Raw genomic sequence first — 18966 nt, forward strand, 5'->3', positions numbered from 1 at the left:
TTTCATTGATAATTCTTTTGTTGACTATCATTTCACGAGTGCCCACACAGATTGCATGGTCAAATTGTTAAAGAACGTTAACTCGACACTGCGTGTCGGTTGAGGCTGCGTATCTTACCAGTGCTAACCTCGATGTCAACAACTAATTTCAAAAAACATTTTTCAAAACTCTTTACTGACAAGGCTTGTTAATAGATACATTCTTATTTTAAAGAACTCATCGCTTTTAACAAGCAAGGCCGGCAATTCTAATTATTTACACTTCAGAGTCAAGCTCAAAAATGACAACAAAACTTAGCAGACCAACCACCAACAAGTTATCCACAATTTGTGAAGAGCTTACTAATAAGCCGTCATCCCGTTGGTGAGGCGGCATTATAGGGAGCACCAAAGTATTAGCAATGGTTTTTTTGACTTTTTTTGCCAATTGATGGCAAAAGAAACGTAAACGAGGAAAAAACACAAAAAACGGCCAAAGCAACGCTTCAGGTACCCGTTGTTATTGAAGCGCAACGTTAAGCGTAGACAATAACTACTCTCTCTGTGTGGTAGAACCTTTAAAAAAGAGGATATATTCGCCCTCTAATGAAATTTAGCTCGGTAGGCTAACAATAAAAGAAGGGTTTAGCAGATCTTCTCGGTCATAACGCAGTGGAGCATCATCAAGGCTTTTAACAATAGCTCCTGCACTTTCAGCAATACATTGACCTGCTGCAGTATCCCACATCATTGTAGGACCAAGCCTCGGGTAATATTGAGCTCGCCCTTCTGCGACTAAGCAAAACTTCAATGACGATCCCACCGCGACTAATTGGTATGTAGAAAGCTGCGCTAAGAACTGCTCCATCATCGGACTTGGGTGAGAGCGACTCCCAACCACTACAGGTGAGCTGGCAGATTTTACTTTTATCTCTTTTCGTAGATTATTACTAACGAGCCAAGCTTGATAGCCATTACCTAACCACGTCTGACCAAGGGCGGGAGCATGAACAACAGCCATAACCGGTTGCCCTTGTTCAATCAACGCAATATTAACGGTGAACTCACCATTTTTACGAAGGTACTCTTTCGTGCCATCTAAAGGGTCAACTAACCAAAATCGCTGCCAGTGTTTTCTCTGCGACCAAGGAATATATGCAGACTCTTCAGAAACGATGGGGATATCGGGTGTTAATGCTGCCAACCTTTTTAAAATAATTGCATTTGCAGCTAAGTCGGCAGCGGTAACTGGGCTGCGATCCTCTTTTTCTGATACCTCAATATGAGAGTGGTAAAGCGACATAATGGCCTCACCGGCTTCCAATGCAATTTGGTACAATGACTCAAGCTGGTTTCCCACACATCACTCCTTTCGTTATTCAATAATTTTTCGAGCTATCAGTACATCGACACATTGATCAACTAATCGCTGCACATCATCATGACCCGCAGATAAATGAACCTCAGCGTCTAATGGCTGCTCATACTCTGAATCAATGCCAGTAAACTGTTTGATCTCACCTGCACGCGCTTTTTTATATAAGCCTTTCGGGTCTCGCCTTTCACATTCATCTAGCGGTGTGTCTACGAACACTTCCAGAAACTCTCCTGAAGGAAGCATGTCACGTACTAACTGACGTTCGTGGCGGTGGGGAGAGATGAATGCGCTTAATACAATCAACCCCGCATCGGCCATAAGCTTTGCCACTTCGCCAATTCGACGAATATTTTCCCGACGGTCTTCCACGGAAAATCCAAGATCTTGGCACAACCCATGTCGAACGTTATCGCCATCTAATAAATAGGTGTGATACCCCATTCCTGCCAGGCGGTGCTCCAATGCCCCGGCAACCGTCGATTTACCCGCCCCACTTAGCCCTGTAAACCACAGTACACATGGTTGTTGTTTTTTCTGATCGGCCCGGAAGGCTTTATCGATTTGGTGAGAATGCCAAACAATGTTGTCATTGTTTGTCGAACGAAAAACCGACGTCATAACTGACTCCATATACGTTTATCATTAAAAAGGAAAAAGTCGAGGTATCAAGGCCAGTACGACGACCGAATACACCAGTGAAATAGGCAACCCAACACGTAAGTAGTCTTTCAGCTTGTAATTACCCACGCTATAGACCAACAAGTTAGTTTGATAACCATAAGGAGAAATAAAACTGGCACTGGCTCCAAATAAAATCGCCATGATGAAAGGCATAGGATCAACGCCATAACTCAGCGATAGACTGTAAGCAATGGGGAACGCCAATGCAGCTGCAGCGTTATTGGTCACAAGCTCCGTTAATACCAAAGTCAGTAAATACACTGCAACCAAAGCGCCGTATATTCCCCACCCTGCAAACCCGGTCATCAGCATATCTCCCATTCGTTCAGAGAGCCCGCTCGATAACATCAATTGAGCCAGTGACAATGCCGAGCCTACAATCACGACAATATCAATAGGAAAGCGCCGCCTAAGTTCGGCAAACGTGACCACTCCGAAGACAATCAACAATACTAAGTAACCAGCCAATCCTTTGATAATGGGCAAGGCATCCAATAATGCCGCCGCGATAACCAGCATGAAACCAAAGAGAACCATCGTACTTTTCTGGCTATCCAGCCTGGCACTCGAATCCAGTCCATTCACGAGAACAAATTCACGATTAAGCTGTTGCTTTTTAGTGTTGAAGTTTTTTCCCGGCACTACCACCAAGGTATCTCCAGCATGCAGTTCAATGTTACCTAGCCCACCAGCTAACCGTTCATGTCCGCGACGAATAGCGACAACAACCGCATCGAATCGCTCGCGGAACTGGACACTCTTTAAGGTCTTGCCACGGATTCCGGCTGAATGACTAACGATAACTTCAAGCATTGACTGACCATTAAGGTGATGCTGACCGAACAACTGGAGCCCGTTTATTTCCTGTAGTGTCGTTACACTCTCCACATCACCACAAAAGAGCAAGGTATCACCAGCCTTGAGCTGTGTGTCAGGACAGACCGGTGCCAATGTTTGGCCATCTCGAATGACCTCCGCTAGGAACAACCGTCTTAGCGCTCTCAAACCATTGTCGGCAACACTTTTACCGACTAAAGGAGAGCCCCCGATAACTTTAGCCTCCAAGAAATAAGGCAGATCGTCCTGTGAATTCTCGTCATAGATAGGAAGCAGGTAACTCAACGGGATCAAAATCAGCAAGCCAACAGCCAACACAGCCAGGCCAATCGTCGTTGGCGCAAAAAAGCCTAAACTGGGCAACCCGGCATCTTCGACAAAACTATTGATGATCAAATTCGTCGAGGTACCGATCAAGGTTAGTGTCCCACCTAAAATGGCGGTATAGGATAAGGGGAGCAACAAACGCGATGGTGCATGGCGCTGATTACGCTTAATCGCCCCAATTAAAGACACTACGACTGCGGTATTATTGGTAAAGGAGGAAAGAAAGGCGGTAGATAGTCCTAATTTTGCTACAACCGTCGATTGTCCTCCACTTGATATTTGTTTACCGACCCAACTGATCAATCGGGTTTTTTCCAATCCAATAGAAACAAGGATCAGCAACACCAAAGTCAATAGTGATGAATTGGTAAAATTGCTTGCCAACGTCGGCAGATCAATCATCCCAGCCTGAAAGCCAACGAAGGCCGCTCCCGCAAACAAATATGCAGGCTTGATCCTTGTTGTTAGCAGGCAGGTTACAATCACCATCAACATGGTGAGAACCATTCCTTGTTCCCATTGCATCATCATTATCCCAACAACTTACTGATGTCCTTCGCCTGCCAATCAGGGAAGTGTTTACGGATCAGGGCATTGAGCTCCACTTCAAACGCAGATACCGATGTTGAGGTGAGGGCTTGCTCTGCGGCAAGTGCCTCTCTAACCATACCAGCACCAACGGTGACATTGGTTAGGCGGTCTATAACAATGAAGCCACCGGTATCTGAACTATTAAGGTAGGGATCAACGGCAATGGACTCAATCAGAGTCACCTCACATAAACCAATACCGTTCAGTGGCAGACTGTCAGTCTCAAATGTGCCAAGATTGTTGATGTCCACCTGATGACGAATAGCTGAAATGCTCCCCACTGTCTTTTTACCGGCCACTTTAATATCGTATTGCCGTCCCACTTCAAGCGGTGCTTCTGCCATCCACACAATATCAGCTAGCACTCGGTTGCCCAATGGGACCTCGTTATTGGCAGCAGCTAAGGTATCACCACGGCTAATATCAATTTCATCGGCCAATGTCAGCGTAACGGCCTGACCCGCAAAGGCTGTTGACAGGTCACCATCAAAGGTCACGATACGCTCAACATGCGAGAGTTTACCCGATGGCAACACCTTAATAGCATCGCCTACGTTGATCGTGCCCGATGCGACAGTGCCGGCAAAGCCACGGAAATCCAAATTAGGTCGATTCACATATTGGATCGGCAGACGGAAATCTCCCGCTTGGCGGTCAACATTGATATCTACCGATTCCAGCATCGCTAGCAACGATTCACCACCATACCAAGGAGTCTCATCGCTGAGGTCAACAACATTATCCCCTTCCAGAGCGGATAGCGGTACCAGCTTGATATCCAGCTGTGGATTGAGCTGCTCGGCAAACGCGAGGTACTCATCACGGATAGATTCAAAACGTGACTGTTCAAAGCCCACCAAATCCATTTTGTTGATAGCCACGATGAAATGGCGGATCCCCAGCAAGCTGGCAATGTAGGAGTGGCGACGAGTCTGATCCAATACCCCTTTACGGGCATCAATCAAGATAACGGCCACATCACAGGTTGAGGCTCCGGTCGCCATGTTGCGGGTATACTGCTCGTGCCCAGGTGTATCGGCAATAATGAACTTTCGCTTTTTGGTCGAGAAATAACGATAGGCGACATCAATTGTGATCCCCTGCTCCCGCTCGGCCTGAAGGCCATCAACCAACAGTGCCAAGTCTGGTTTATCACCGGTCGTCCCGACCTTCTGGCTATCGGCATGAATGGCAGCCAATTGATCTTCATAAATCTGCTGAGAGTCATGGAGTAGACGACCAATCAAGGTACTCTTGCCATCATCTACCGACCCGCACGTCAGAAAACGCAGTAGGGATTTGTGTTGATGCTGGTCGAGATAGGCTTCAATACCCAGCTCGGCCACTTGTTGTTCAATTGCACTATTCATTATTCTCTCCTTAGAAGTATCCCTGACGTTTCTTGAGCTCCATCGAGCCGGACTGATCATGATCAATCGCCCGACCTTGTCGTTCACTGGAGGTGGCCACCAGCATTTCTTCAATAATGCCGGTGAGCGTATCGGCCTCTGATTCAATCGCTCCCGTCAGTGGGTAACAGCCCAAGGTTCTGAACCGCACACTCTTTTGCTCTATCTGTTCACCGGGTTGAAGTTTCATTCGGTCATCATCAACCATGATCAACATGCCATCACGCTCAACAACCGGTCGCACGGCCGACAGATACAAAGGCACTATCTCGATACCTTCGAGGTAGATATATTGCCAGATATCCAATTCAGTCCAGTTAGATAGCGGGAAGACACGTATGCTTTCACCTTTGTTTATCTGGCCATTGTAAGTCTTCCATAGCTCCGGTCTTTGGTTCTTCGGATCCCAGGTATGGTTCTTGTCACGGAATGAGTAAACCCGCTCTTTAGCGCGAGACTTTTCCTCATCACGTCGCGCGCCACCAAACGCGGCATCAAATCCGTATTTATTCAGCGCCTGCTTGAGACCTTGGGTTTTCATGATATCGGTATGCTTGGATGAGCCATGGGTGAAAGGGCCCACCCCCATTGCCAATCCTTCAGGGTTTTTGTGTACCAGCAGGTCAAAGCCATATTTCTCGGCAGCCCGATCACGAAACTCGATCATTTCACGGAATTTCCAATCGGTATCGACATGCAAAAGCGGAAACGGGATCTTCCCCGGGTAAAAGGCCTTACGGGCAAGATGTAGCATGACCGAGGAGTCCTTACCGATGGAGTACATCATGACTGGGTTATCAAACTCGGCGGCAACCTCGCGAATAATATGAATACTCTCCGCTTCCAGTTGCTTTAAATGGGTGAATCTTTTCGGGTCCATTACTCTCTCCATGCTAAGCCAGTTTCACCACGGAACCTTGTTCATCCGCATTGGGATAAGCAGGCTGTGGTTGCTTTCCAAACCAATGTAATTTTTCTGATAAATTGACCACTTCACCCACCACGATCAGTGACGGAGAAGCCGCCTGTTGAGCTAACTCTTCCAACTCTTTAAGTTGGCCTTTGTAAACCTTCTGGGTTGGCTGAGTACCACGCTCAATGATCGCAACCGGAGTGGTACCCTCGCGTCCATGCTGAATCAGCTGCTTCTGGATATCTGAGGAATTCATCAGTCCCATATAGATGACCAAAGTCTGATTGCCCCTGGCCAAGGTTTGCCAATCAAGCTGATCGCTACCAGCTTTTAGGTGCCCAGTAACAAACATCGCCGTTTGGGCATGATCCCTATGGGTCAATGGAATGCCGGCATACGCCGTTGCCCCCGCAGCCGCGGTGATCCCCGGAACCACCTCAAACGGAATATTGTGATCAAATAAGACCTCCAGCTCTTCACCTCCGCGGCCGAAGACAAAGGGATCGCCCCCTTTAAGGCGGACAACACGCTTACCTTTAGCAGCATATTTCACCAACAAACGATTGGTTTCCGCTTGAGGCACGCTGTGAAAGCCCGCTTTCTTACCGACACATACCCGCTCGGCATCACGACGGACTAAATCCATCACCTCATCCGATACCAAGTAATCGAACAGCACCACATCGGCCTGTTGCAATAATTGCAACGCCCTGAGAGTCAGTAGCCCAGCATCCCCGGGACCAGCACCAATAAGAGCGACGTCACCGCCAGAGCTTTGCCCTTGGCTCAATTGCTCCAGTTCATACTCTGCCGACTCAACCTGTCCAGCAGCTACCAATGAGGCAAAACGCCCATTGAAAGCTTGCTCCCAGAAGCGACGACGGGCAGAGAATGAGGTGGCCGTCTTGGCTAAGCGAGAACGAAAACGTCCTGCGATCGTAGCCATTAGGCCGAGGTGTTGTGGCAGTAATGCCTCGAGCTTTTCACGTATTAATCTTGCCAGTACCGGCGCTTGGCCCGATGACGAAACGGCGACGATAATGGGTGAACGATCGACAACCGATGGGACGATAAAACTACAGCGCTGAGTATCATCCACCACATTGACCAACACCTGCCGCTGGTTAGCTGATTGGTAAACAAGAGCGTTTAACGCCTTGCGCTCAGTGGCGGCAATCGCGAGGAAAATTCCATCAAGGTGATGTGGCGAGAATTCCTCGCCCAGGTAAGTCAACTGGCCGTTATCGACCGCTTGCAGGAAAAGAGGAGACAGCTCCGGGCTAATGACTTTTACGTCGGCCCCTGCTTTTAACAACATCTTCGCCTTGCGCCAAGCAATATCATTGCCCCCGACAACCAAGCACGGTCGGCGCTTTAAATCAGCAAAAATTGGCAGATAGTCCATATAGAGTGCCCCTGAGAATCCGTTGATAGAAGCACTATAGTTGCGGTGATTTATTACCTGAAATTCTTAAATTTCATTTTTTATTCCAAAAAGTTCACCCCAAAATTAATCCCTCGTCTCTTCCAGAAAAATAGAGATAAATCAGTTTATTTGGCAAAATGCCTACGATTGTCGGGAAAGGAATGATTCATCACGGTGATATAGGCGATTTACTCATAAGCTATGACTTTTTGGCCTAGGCTTATGCTTAGCCGAAATGTTGTTTTCTAATCCAACCTATTCCAACTACTCGAGAAAATACGCAGAAAAACGCGATTAATCACACATAAAAGCTATTCTCTTACGCAACTTAGGAAGCGTTTTTGTTACCTTATGCACGCTTTCCTATACCGACACTCACGGAGAAAATTATGAAGTTATCAGCCAAACCCTTATCGGTTGCGATTTTGGGCGGCATGCTGGCTATGGCAGGACCAGCTACAGCAGACACCATCAAGCTTCGCATCCTAGAAACAACGGATATCCATACCAATGTCATGGACTATGACTACTACAAAGACAAGCCGACCAAGAAAACAGGCCTAGTCCGTACAGCAACATTGGTAAAGCAAGCCCAGTCTGAGGTAACCAACAGTGTTTTGGTTGATAACGGGGATTTGATCCAAGGTAGCCCTATGGGCGATTACATGGCGGCTAAAGGCCTAAACCAGGGTGATATCCACCCCGTTTACAAAGCCATGAACCAATTAAACTACGAAGTCGGTAACATCGGTAACCACGAATTCAACTACGGCTTGGATTTCCTAGACAAGGCCATTGCAGGAGCGAACTTTCCGTACGTCAATGCCAATGTCTACGATCTTAAAACGGGTAAGAATCTATTTACTCCTTATGTGATCAAGTCACACACATTCAAGGATACGGATGGCGCCGAGCACGAAGTTAAAATCGGCTACATCGGCTTTGTGCCACCGCAGATCCTAATCTGGGATAAGCGCCACCTAGAGGGCAAGGTCAAGGCTGAAGATATCAAGCAGTCTGCTGAGAAATTCGTCCCTCAGATGAAAGCAGAAGGTGCTGATATCATTGTCGCAATCCCGCACTCGGGCGTGTCGACAGACCCTTACAAAGTCATGGCTGAAAATTCGGTGTATTACCTCACTGAAGTGGAAGGTATCGATGCGATTGCCTTCGGTCACTCACATGCTGTTTTCCCGAGCACAGCATTCGCTAACCTGCCAAATACCGATGTGGAGAAAGGCACCATCAATGGTATTCCAGCAGTCATGCCAGGCCGCTGGGGTGATCACCTGGGTGTTATTGACTTGGTCTTGAAGCAGAAAGACGGTAGCTGGACGGTAACCAGCGCTCAGACAGAAGCCCGCCCAATCTTCGATAAGATAAAAGGCGACGCGATTGTTGAAGCTGACGAGAAAATGGTCGAGGCCATTAAAGCTGAGCACGATGGTACTCGCGAATTTGTTAACCAGCCTATCGGCAAAGCCAACGATGTCATGTACAGCTTCCTGGCTCTGGTACAAGACGATCCAACGGTACAGATCGTCAGCCTTGCCCAGCAAGATTACGTTGAGCGCTTTATCCAAGGCGATCCGGATCTAGACGGTATTCCAGTATTGTCTGCAGCGGCTCCATTCAAGGCTGGCGGCCGTGGAAACGATCCAACAAACTTTACCGAAGTGGAATCTGGACAGCTTACCTTCCGTAACGCAGCAGATCTTTACCTGTATCCAAATACCCTCGTGGCACTGAAAGTTACAGGTAAAGAAGTGAAAGAATGGCTGGAATGCTCTGCAGGCCAGTTCAACCAAATAGACCTGAACAGCACCAAGCAGCAAGGTCTAATCAATTGGGATGGTTTCCGCACCTATAACTTCGATGTTATCGACGGCGTCAGCTACACCATCGATGTTTCCCAGCCAGCCCGTTACGATGGCGACTGTAAGCTGATCAACGACAAATCAGAACGTATTCAAGATTTAACCTTCAATGGCAAGCCTGTTGACCCAGCCCAACCATTTATCATCGCCACCAACAACTACCGCGCTTACAGCGGTAAGTTTGCCGGTACCGGCGAAGAGTACATTGCATTTGCTTCGCCAGATGAAAACCGCACTGTTGTCGCGGATTACATTACCCGCGTAAGCAAAGAGCAGGGTGAAGTAACACCAAGCGCCGACAACAACTGGCGTTTTGCCCCGCTGAAGAGCGAGAAAGAGCTAAACGTCACTTTCGAAACCTCACCGGGCGACAAAGCAGCCAGCTTCATAAAAGACAAAGCACAATACCCAATGGAAAAAGCCGGTAAAGATGAAATCGGCTTTGCGGTTTACCGAATCGACCTGCAAAAGTAAGTCAGAAGAACTAATCGCCTATGAAAATACCGCAGCCTCGGCTGCGGTATTTTTTTTGGTATGATAAAGCGTTATCAGATCCCTGCGAGCACAAGATGAAAACAGCCCTGACTCAGTATCTCCAGAACCATGGCGCCGATGAAGAGACCCTCCAGCAAGCCATTGCGGCAGCAGAGCCGATGGAACTGCCGACCCGCCATATCCTGCTCAACCAAGGCGCGCAACCTGACTGTGCCTATTTTCTGGCTGAAGGTATTTGTCATGCCAGTTACCTAACGCCTGAAGGTCGTCAGTTCAGCAAGGAGTTTTACTGGGAACAAGAGCTCATCATCGGCTTTGAAAGCCTACTGACCGGCCGACCTTCCGAGTATTTACTGGAGACCTTATCAGCTAGCCAATTACTGGCACTGCCCCTTACGCTTATCGAACAATGGAAAACGACCAGCCCTCGCCTTTATATAGGCTTACTGGAGCGCCAACTACTGTTTAAGGAGCACAAAGAGCGCTTTATGCTCATCCACTCCCCGGAAGAAAGATATACCTTGTTTTGCGAACACTTCCCAGATCTTCAGGCACAACTTGCCGATTACCAAGTTGCCTCTTACCTTGGCATTACCCCCACCAGTCTGAGCCGGATCCGAAGCCGAAGCTGTGAATAACCGCAAAAATAACAGCTCAACTTATCTTAAGTTAATGCCAAGCCTATAGGGTTCATTTATCCTGATGGGCCTATGAACCACATCAACCATCAGGAGAATGTGATGCAATGGCAATGCCTTCGCTTTGACCAACTGACCACACACCAGCTTTATGATTTACTCAAGCTGCGTAGTGATGTCTTTGTGGTTGAACAGACTTGTGCGTACCCGGACTTAGATGACCATGACAGAAAAACCGGCACTTACCATTTACTCGGCTATCAAGAAGAGACATTGATTGCCTACTTGCGCCTATTGCCTGCCGGTACGACCTATGATGGCGTCAGCATTGGTCGGGTTGTGACATCACCAGCGGTACGTGGCAAAGGGGTGGGTTATCCGCTTCTTGAACAAGGTCTGGCACTGGCCGAACAACTATGGCCGGGGAAAACCATTGAGATTGGCGCCCAGTCGCACTTACAACATTATTACCAGCGCTATGGCTTCGAGGCGTTTTCTGCTGAATACCTTGAGGATGGCATCCCTCATATCGATATGCGGATCACCAAATAAAAAAGCCACCTCAGAGGTGGCTTTTTTATTTGTATCTATCTAGGCGCAAATAATGCGTTACTGGGTACGGCGAACAAAGCTGCCATCGGAGCGGCGGAAAAACAATACCGGCTCGCTGTTACGACGCTCAATTTGCAGAGCATCTAAACCACCCTGCGCGGTCTGGCGGTAACGCAGCCATTGGCCAGCCTTGATTCGGCTCAGTGGCTTGTCATCTCCTTCAATCGCAGCCACCGCATAGAGATCATTAAGCGGTAGGTTATGCTGGCGGAATATATTGGCGAGGGTCTCGCCACTTTTTACCTGATAGCGCTGCCAATCAGCACTTTCTGACTGAGATAACGCAGCCTTCACCGTTTTTTCTGGCAGCTTGGTTTCAGGTTTGGAGGCAACAGGCTGGCTCTCAACCGGATCTAATGGCCTGATACGAGAAGGACGAGGCGGCGAGACAGGCTCTTCCCTATCCCCTGCCGCCACACTTTGTGGCTGCTGACTATCCAGATTCAGTGACAGTTCACGTCGAACAGGATCAGATGACTCAACACGCGCTGTTTGCTTTCCCGCAGGCATGATCAATAAGACAGCCGTAACCGGAACCAATACAGCCAAGGCACGGCGATGCAATTTAGGTAACTGCTGCCATTTGCTTTTCAGCGGTGCAAACTTAGCACGGATAGCCGCTCCTCCCTGTTTGAACGCCTCCTTATCAAAGGTGATACGAGGCCACGTAAATTCACTCTTTTTGTTCGAACGGCGTTTGGCCTGTCCCATACACTCCACTCCAGCGCTATCTAATTCACGCTATCCATCGACAGCTTATTACAATGGTTTACCCCTAGGGGGAGAAACTGTTATCCTGCCTGCTTTATTTATTCTACTAAAGAGATGACACCATGTCTGACGTAAAACTAGATACAGTTGAAACTAAAGCAAGCTACGGTATCGGTCTTCAAATGGGCCAGCAACTAGCACAAAGTGGTCTAGAAGGCCTTAATGTTGCTGCTATCGCCAAAGGTATCGCTACTTCTCTAACTGGTGACATGCCAGAAATCGAAGTTGACGACATCAATAACGCACTACGTGACCTACACACTCGTGCAGAATCTGTTCGTCAGGAGCAAGCTCAAGCTGCTGCTGCTGAAGGCGAAGCGTTCCTAAAAGATAACGCACTACGCTCAGAAGTTACAGTAACTGAATCTGGTCTTCAGTACGAAGTTCTTGTTGAAGGTAACGGTGAAATCCCAACTTCAGACAAGCAAGTACGTGTTCACTACCACGGTCAACTAACTGACGGTACTGTTTTCGACAGCTCTGTTTCTCGCGGCCAACCTGCTGAGTTCCCTGTAACTGGCGTTATCGCTGGTTGGGTTGAAGCTCTACAAATGATGCCTGTTGGTTCTAAGTGGAAGCTATGCATCCCACAAAACCTAGCATACGGTGAGCGCGGCGCAGGTGCAGCGATCCCTCCATATGCAGCTCTAGTATTCGAAGTAGAACTACTAGAAATCCTTTAATCGCACAGCGATTACTGGCAAAAACGGTGCTTCTGGCACCGTTTTTTATTGGCTAAACCTCGCCGCCCTTCCCTATTATCCTAACCAAAGTTTGTCTCTTTTTATCTTTTTATTCATTTTTTGCCATAGAATTTGGTATCTAAGCCGCATTCCTGACTAATCTTTAATAAGAAACCCAATAGTCGACGCCTACATGGAGGATTGCGAAAGATGTACCTATTGACCCAAACCCGAGCCAAAACTTGGCTACTGCTGCTTGTTGGCAGCTTGCTATTGCCTGCCACCAGCCACGCCTTCAGCCTTTCGGACTTATTCGGCGGTGATGACGAAGAAGCGGCATCTACCCTCAGTAACCCACTGACCGATTTACTCAGCAGCCAGCTCGATGTCTCGACTGAGCAAGCCGCAGGCGGGGCTGGCGCCTTACTTTCCATTGCAGCTAGCCAGCTTGGTGGTGAACAAGCGACCGAGCTAACCCAGATGATCCCCGGGCTGGACTCCCTAACCGGTAGTCTGCCTCCCGGCACCAGTGCATTGCTTGGCAATATGGATACTATCAACCAAGTTTTCAGTGCCCTCGGTATGGATCCAAGTATGGTAAGCCAGTTCATACCGGTCGTAATGCAGTTTGTGGGCGATCAAGGGGCCAGTTCGTCCCTAATGGATAACCTCGGAAGCATCTGGCAAGCGGCAGGCTAACCAGCAGCGACCGATAAAAACGCGCGCAAAGATACCGCGCAAGCCAAACCTTTCTGTCAGCATGATGTAAAAAAGCCTTACTCAGCAATGAGTAAGGCTTTTTATTCCGCTATATAAACAAGCAGAGCCGACTAGATACCGGAACCATCCGCTTCGACATCATCTTCATGCAAGCCACATTCACGCTTGAGTCCGAAGAAACGGGTTTCCTCTTCCTTCATGCCAGGCTGCCATTTTTGGCTGGTATGAGTATCCCCGATAGAAAGGTACCCCTCGTCTTTAAGTGGATGATAAGGAAGTTGATATCGGTCAAGATACTGCTCAATATCCCGGTCACTCCAATCAATCAGCGGCAGGAACTTGAATAGGCCATTTTGCACCGCCAGTACAGGCAAGGTCGCCCGGCTTTGTGATTGTTCACGGCGTAAGCCGGAGAACCATGCCGAAACTCCAAGCTCATCCAAGGCACGCCGCATCGGCTCGACCTTGTTCAGTCGGTTATATTGCTTGATCCCATCAAGGCCCTGCTCCCAAAGCTTACCAAATCGCGCCTCCTGCCAATTAGGACTCAATTCAGCACGGTAAACGTGCAAATTCAAGCCCAGACGATCAGTCAACTCATCGACAAACTGGTACGTTTCCGAAAAGAGGTAACCGGTATCGGTCAGAATCACGGGGATATCAGACTTGATCCGCGTGACCAGATGCAGCATCACGGCAGATTGAATACCAAAGCTCGACGCCAAACCAAACTGTCCGGGCAAATTGTCCAGGGCCCAACGGATTCGTTGTTCTGCGCTCATCACTTCAAGCTTGGCATTGACCTCTGCCAATTTTAGGATCTGCTCTACCTTGCTGGCTTTCAGCAATGAGGCATATTGGCTATCAGGCATAAAAGTCCCTCTTTGAAATCAGAACCGGCTCAATAATCCCGGTACGGATAGTGAAGTCGCCAAAATCTTCACCGTCTTCTCTTTCCTTGGCCCAACGGCCCACTAGGCTATCTATCTCGGTAAGAATTTGTTCGACTGTAATGTTCTCACGGTACATTTTCGGGATCCGGGTACCATTACGGTTACCACCAAGGTGCAGGTTATACCGCCCAGGCGCCTTACCCACCAAGCCGATTTCAGCCAGCATCGCCCGGCCACAACCATTCGGGCAACCGGTCACCCGCAAAATGATGTTGTCATCTTCAGGCAGGCCGTGCTTAGCCAACAACTGTTCGATGTCAGTCACAAACTCCGGCAGAAAACGCTCCGCCTCAGCCATTGCCAGCGGACAGGTGGGCAGCGAGACACACGCCATGGCATTTTTCCGCTGTTCGGATACGTCATTATCGATCAGGCCATGATCGCGGGCGATCCTTTCGATCTTAAGTTTATCTGCCGCAGGAACGCCAGCGACAATCAAATTCTGGTTCGCCGTCATGCGAAAATCCCCTTTATGGATTTTCGCGATTTCCGCTGCACCTGTTTTCAAAGGCTTACCCGGATAATCCAACAAACGACCATTTTCAATAAACAACGTCAGATGATGCTTACCATCAATCCCTTCGACCCAACCAATATTGTCGCCGCGTTCGGAAAATTCATAAGGTCGGCTCGGGGCAAACGCAATCCCCGCCCTCTTCTCGACTTCGGCCTTGAAGACATCAACACCAACCCTGTCCAGCGTGTATTTGGTCTTGGCATTCTTGCGGTTAGATCGGTTACCCCAATCGCGCTGGGTGGTGACAACTGCCGCTGCGACATCGAGGGTTTTCTCCAGCGGAATAAAGCCAAAATCGTCCGCCTGGCGAGGGTAAGTTGCCTTATCGCCATGTGTCATGGCCAAACCGCCGCCCACCAGTACATTGAAACCAATCAACTGGCCCTGCTCGGCAATCGCGACAAAGTTCAGATCATTGGCATGAACATCAACATCGTTTTGCGGCGGGATCACCACGGTAGTCTTAAACTTTCTCGGCAGATAATTGCTGCCTAGGATCGGTTCTTCATCCGTGGTTTCCAGTTTTTCACCATCAAGCCAAATCTCGGCATAAGCACGGGTTTTCGGCAATAAATGTTCGCTGATCTTCGTTGCCCACTCATACGCCTGCTGGTGCAGCTCGGACTCCACCGGGTTGGAGGTACACAACACATTACGGTTCACATCGCCGGCGGTGGCAATGGAATCAATCCCTATCTGATTCAGAGTTTGGTGCATCAGTTTGATATTCGGCTTGAGCACACCATGAAACTGGAAAGTCTGGCGGGTGGTCAGGCGAATACTGCCATACAGAGAATGCTCCTCGGCAAACTTGTCAATTGCCAACCACTGCTTGGGGGTGATCACCCCACCCGGCATCCTAGCTCGCAACATCACATTTTGTAGTGGCTCCAGTTTCTGTTTAGCTCGCTCAGCGCGGATATCCCGGTCATCTTGCTGGTACATGCCGTGAAAACGGATTAGCTGAAAGTTATCAGCGGTAAAGCCACCGGTAATCCGATCATTCAAGTCCTTGACGATAGTGCCACGCAAGAAGTTACTTTCACGCTTGAGGCGTTCGTTATCCGACAGTTTTTGCTCGCTCATTAGTACACATCCTTTTGATAACGCTTGCTCTTGCGCAGTTCACTTAAATATTGCTCGGCCTGCTCGCGACTCTTACTCCCCTGCTGTTCGACAATCGAAAGCAGAGCGGCGTGAACATCTTTGGCCATGCGGGTAGCATCACCGCAGACATAGAAATGGGCCCCCTCTTGCAGCCACTGCCATACTTCTGCCGCATGCTCGAGCAAGCGGTGCTGGACATACACCTTTTCGACCTGATCGCGGCTAAATGCCACATCAATTCGATCAACCACTCCGGACTTCAAATATTTCTGCCATTCAACCTGATACAAAAAATCCTCAGTGAACGTTCGGTCGCCAAAGAACAACCAATTTTTGCCTTCGGCATCGCGGTTATCCCGCTCCTGAACAAAGGCACGGAATGGTGCGATACCGGTGCCTGGCCCAACCATAATCACTGGTGTTGTATCATCTGCTGGCAGTTTGAAATGGTTGTTGGGCTCGACGAACACTCTTACACTCTCGCCTTCTTCCAGCCGCTGGGCTAGATAGCTTGAGGCTCCGCCATGACGGGTTTCGTCCCCTTTCTGGTACTCCACCACCCCAACAGTCAGGTGCACTTCTTCACCGACTTCTTCTTGGCTCGAGGCAATCGAATACAAACGCGGGGTCAAACGACGCAGCAAGCCAAGTAACTGCTCTGCGCTCAGGGCGGCCTTTTTCTCGCCGAGTACATCAATAACCTGGGTATTAGCGGCGTATTCACGCAGCTTGTCTTTATCTTCAATCAGCTTGGCCAGTTTTTTGCTGCCTGACAGTTCAGCGTATTTCGTCACCAGCAGCGGGTTAGCCAGCGTAATTTCATAGTGGTGGATCAGGGCATCACGCAACGACAGTGACTCGCCATCGACCTCAACCACCTCGTCGACCGATAAACCGGCCTTAAACAAAATCGCTTCCGCCAAAGCCGGTGCATTGTCATACCATACTCCTAACGAGTCACCCGGCTGGTAGCTAAGGCCTGAGCCCTCAAGATCGATTTCAACATGACGAACATCTTTGCCAGACTGCCGGCCGGTAATTTTCTGGCTGGTCAGCAATGCTGCCAGGTAAGGGTTCTTCTTGTTGTAGGCCGATACAGCTGGTGCTGCTTGGCCAAGTGGTAACTGAACCACATCCGCGTCACCGGATACCGCCTCAGATTTCAACGTTTCCTCAACCTTACCCAGAGCCTGGGCTCGCCACTGCGTAGCCTCTGACTCGTAGTCCACGTCACAATCGAGACGAGGCACAAACGCCGTTGCCCCAAGTTTGCCAAGGAAGGCATCAAAGTCTTTGGCGGTCTGGCAGAAGTACTCGTAACTAGAATCACCCAAGCCAATCACGGCATACTGCAAATTAGGCAGTTTGGGGGCCTTCTTCGATTGCAGAAATTCATGTAGCTCAATCGCATCATCGGGAGCCTCTCCCTCACCGTGGGTAGAAGCCACGATAATGACATGGGTTTCCTTGGCGAGATTTTTCCCCTTGTAATCCCCGCTAGCAAAAACCTCAGCCTTGATGCCTTTGGCATCGGCTTCGCCTTTCAACTGCTCAGCGATCCCTTTAGCATTCCCAGTCTGGGAGGCATAAATGATAGTCAGCTTACCGGCAGGTTGATTGCTGGTTGCTAAGGCCGGAGCCTGAGCAGGCTGAGTCTGACCAGCCACCTGGGTTTGGCTAAGGCCCCAAAAATAACCACTGATCCACGCCAACTGTTGTGGCGAAAGCTCGGCAGCAGCCTGCTGTAATTGACCTATTTGCTGATCATTGAGCGGGCTGGCCAAAGCTGAGAGTTCCTTAAGTAACATGACACGACGATCCCTATACATTGCGTATGGGTTAGATTAGCTACTCAGGGAAATAACAAGAAAGAATAGATAAGAATGTTTTATAACGATTTGTAAGGGTGGGAGGTAAAAAAAACTGCAACTCATGCTGCAGTTTTTCTTTGTATTCAAAAAGTATCGGCTATCCTCACTTGGTGAAAACCGACCTCGAATGCCCGTTCGGTGGCCGTATCAATATCGTGGTAGCATTTTTCACTACCGGATCCATCGGTAAGAGGAACAAAGCCCCCTCGGCGATGGCGAAACTCGACAATCCATCCATTCGCCTGAATGGAGGGTTCAATTACGGCTTCCACTATATCGCTATTGGTATAGAGGTTCTGCAATTCTGTTAACGTCATAAGCCTCTGCCCCTTCCAGTTGCACCTTTTATAAAAATGGTACAAAACCGAGAAAATAGGCAACAAAAAAGCCACGATTTCTCGTGGCTTTGGAATTAGTATTCTATTTGAATCGTTTAGATATCGAACTCTGCACCAAGGAACCAACCGTCAGCGAAGAATTCACCGCCGTTAGAACCCTTAATGAAGTCAAAATCGTAGTCCATCACACGGTAGCCCGCACGCAGGTTCAAATCTGCCGCTACCAGTGGAATGCTCCACTTCACGCCAACTTGGCCGTCTACCGTACTCGTGCTGTCGTAGTTACCGAAGTTAAGGTCACCAAACAATGATACTGGCGTCATTGGGATACCCAACTCCACGTTACCGTAGATATTTGGCTGCCACTCACTGAAGCTCTCGCCATTGAACTTGCCCGAGTTGAACTTACTCATGGTCACACCGATATCGAACGCTACAGCATCGTTATCCAAGATCTCGTAGTATGCGGTGTAATCCGTTTGACCGAATGAAACATTACCGTTGTCTATATCGGTGTAACGCAAACGGAAGTTTGGCACCAATGGAACGAAGTGCTCAAACGCTACATAGTAAGAGCCTGAGGTATTGCTGTCAGACTGGCTACGACTATCGTTAACCTTGGCATCGGTGAACCAAGCATCGGCACCGGCTTTTACCCCAAAAAGCGTTGCTGCTTGGGCAGGTACTGCCGCAGACAGTACGACTGCAGCGGCTACCGCAGAAAGCGCTAATTTTTTCATTTCGAGTCTCCGCTCTTTATTAGTATTTAGATAAAAAACGGCCAGACTATATCAGATGCCGGTTAATAAAACTGCACCTGTAATGTCAAACATCTAGTTTCTT

Annotated in this window: 17 protein-coding genes; 5 read left to right on the forward strand and 12 right to left on the reverse strand. The window is 48.8% G+C overall.

The annotated features are described in order from the left end of the window. Positions 1-592: 592 nt before the first annotated feature. Genes cysQ through cysG form a run of 6 tightly spaced genes read right to left on the reverse strand, consistent with a single transcriptional unit; the run spans position 593 to position 7520 of the window. Positions 593-1339, reverse strand: coding sequence for a 3'(2'),5'-bisphosphate nucleotidase CysQ (gene cysQ, locus ACVA58_RS25700; RefSeq protein ID WP_446513110.1), 747 nt, complete (start codon positions 1337-1339; stop codon positions 593-595). Positions 1340-1354: 15 nt separating this feature from the next. Continuing rightward, on the reverse strand, positions 1355-1975 hold the full coding sequence (gene cysC / locus ACVA58_RS25705) for an adenylyl-sulfate kinase (protein ID WP_446513111.1): 621 nt from the start codon (positions 1973-1975) through the stop codon (positions 1355-1357). Between the two features lie 24 nt (positions 1976-1999). Continuing rightward, entirely contained in the window at positions 2000-3727 is a 1728-nt protein-coding gene (locus ACVA58_RS25710) for an SLC13 family permease (protein WP_446513146.1), read from the reverse strand. 5 nt (positions 3728-3732) lie between these two features. Continuing rightward, positions 3733-5163: a sulfate adenylyltransferase subunit CysN gene (gene cysN, locus ACVA58_RS25715; protein ID WP_446513112.1), complete on the reverse strand. Its 1431-nt coding sequence runs from the start codon at positions 5161-5163 to the stop codon at positions 3733-3735. A gap of 10 nt (positions 5164-5173) precedes the next feature. Further along, a complete protein-coding gene (gene cysD, locus ACVA58_RS25720; protein WP_255045151.1) occupies positions 5174-6082 on the reverse strand; it encodes a sulfate adenylyltransferase subunit CysD in 909 nt (302 codons plus the stop codon). Between the two features lie 13 nt (positions 6083-6095). Next, positions 6096-7520, reverse strand: a complete 1425-nt coding sequence (cysG, locus tag ACVA58_RS25725; RefSeq protein ID WP_446513113.1) for a siroheme synthase CysG — start codon at positions 7518-7520, stop codon at positions 6096-6098. A gap of 410 nt (positions 7521-7930) precedes the next feature. On the opposite strand from cysG, the gene ACVA58_RS25730 reads away from it, so the two are divergent. From ACVA58_RS25730 to ACVA58_RS25740, 3 genes are all read left to right on the forward strand, one after another. Continuing rightward, a complete protein-coding gene (locus ACVA58_RS25730; protein WP_446513114.1) occupies positions 7931-9892 on the forward strand; it encodes a bifunctional 2',3'-cyclic-nucleotide 2'-phosphodiesterase/3'-nucleotidase in 1962 nt (653 codons plus the stop codon). Between the two features lie 95 nt (positions 9893-9987). Beyond that, entirely contained in the window at positions 9988-10551 is a 564-nt protein-coding gene (locus ACVA58_RS25735; RefSeq protein ID WP_446513115.1) for a Crp/Fnr family transcriptional regulator, read from the forward strand. A gap of 102 nt (positions 10552-10653) precedes the next feature. Further along, positions 10654-11103 carry a GNAT family N-acetyltransferase gene (locus ACVA58_RS25740; RefSeq protein WP_446513116.1) on the forward strand — a complete coding sequence of 150 codons (450 nt, stop codon included), beginning with the start codon at positions 10654-10656 and terminating at the stop codon, positions 11101-11103. A 57-nt stretch (positions 11104-11160) separates the two neighbouring features. On the opposite strand, the gene ACVA58_RS25745 is transcribed toward ACVA58_RS25740, so the two are convergent. Then, positions 11161-11874 carry a LysM-like peptidoglycan-binding domain-containing protein gene (locus ACVA58_RS25745; protein WP_446513117.1) on the reverse strand — a complete coding sequence of 238 codons (714 nt, stop codon included), beginning with the start codon at positions 11872-11874 and terminating at the stop codon, positions 11161-11163. 122 nt (positions 11875-11996) lie between these two features. Here ACVA58_RS25745 and ACVA58_RS25750 point away from each other — a divergent pair, with 122 nt between their 5' ends. Both ACVA58_RS25750 and ACVA58_RS25755 read left to right on the forward strand, forming a co-directional pair. After that, complete coding sequence (locus ACVA58_RS25750; RefSeq protein ID WP_446513118.1) at positions 11997-12617, forward strand: FKBP-type peptidyl-prolyl cis-trans isomerase; 621 nt, start codon at positions 11997-11999, stop codon at positions 12615-12617. Between the two features lie 210 nt (positions 12618-12827). Beyond that, positions 12828-13316: a DUF2780 domain-containing protein gene (locus tag ACVA58_RS25755; protein ID WP_446513119.1), complete on the forward strand. Its 489-nt coding sequence runs from the start codon at positions 12828-12830 to the stop codon at positions 13314-13316. Between the two features lie 131 nt (positions 13317-13447). Here the strand turns inward: ACVA58_RS25755 and ACVA58_RS25760 are convergent, their stop codons facing one another. The 5 genes from ACVA58_RS25760 to ACVA58_RS25780 form a co-directional block, all read right to left on the reverse strand. Continuing rightward, positions 13448-14209: a phosphoadenylyl-sulfate reductase gene (locus tag ACVA58_RS25760; RefSeq protein WP_446513120.1), complete on the reverse strand. Its 762-nt coding sequence runs from the start codon at positions 14207-14209 to the stop codon at positions 13448-13450. Next, positions 14202-15893, reverse strand: a complete 1692-nt coding sequence (cysI, locus tag ACVA58_RS25765; RefSeq protein ID WP_446513121.1) for an assimilatory sulfite reductase (NADPH) hemoprotein subunit — start codon at positions 15891-15893, stop codon at positions 14202-14204. Before cysI ends, ACVA58_RS25760 begins: the two co-directional genes overlap by 8 nt. After that, the gene (locus ACVA58_RS25770) at positions 15893-17722 is read right to left on the reverse strand and encodes an assimilatory sulfite reductase (NADPH) flavoprotein subunit (protein ID WP_446513122.1); all 1830 of its coding nucleotides are present in this window, start codon (positions 17720-17722) and stop codon (positions 15893-15895) included. Before ACVA58_RS25770 ends, cysI begins: the two co-directional genes overlap by 1 nt. A 146-nt stretch (positions 17723-17868) precedes the next feature. Next, positions 17869-18102, reverse strand: a complete 234-nt coding sequence (locus ACVA58_RS25775) for a thymidylate kinase (RefSeq protein WP_255044259.1) — start codon at positions 18100-18102, stop codon at positions 17869-17871. Between the two features lie 116 nt (positions 18103-18218). After that, entirely contained in the window at positions 18219-18863 is a 645-nt protein-coding gene (locus tag ACVA58_RS25780) for a TIGR04219 family outer membrane beta-barrel protein (protein WP_446513123.1), read from the reverse strand. Positions 18864-18966 lie beyond the last annotated feature (103 nt).

It is taken from the genome of Photobacterium sp. DNB22_13_2, from assembly GCF_052873915.1.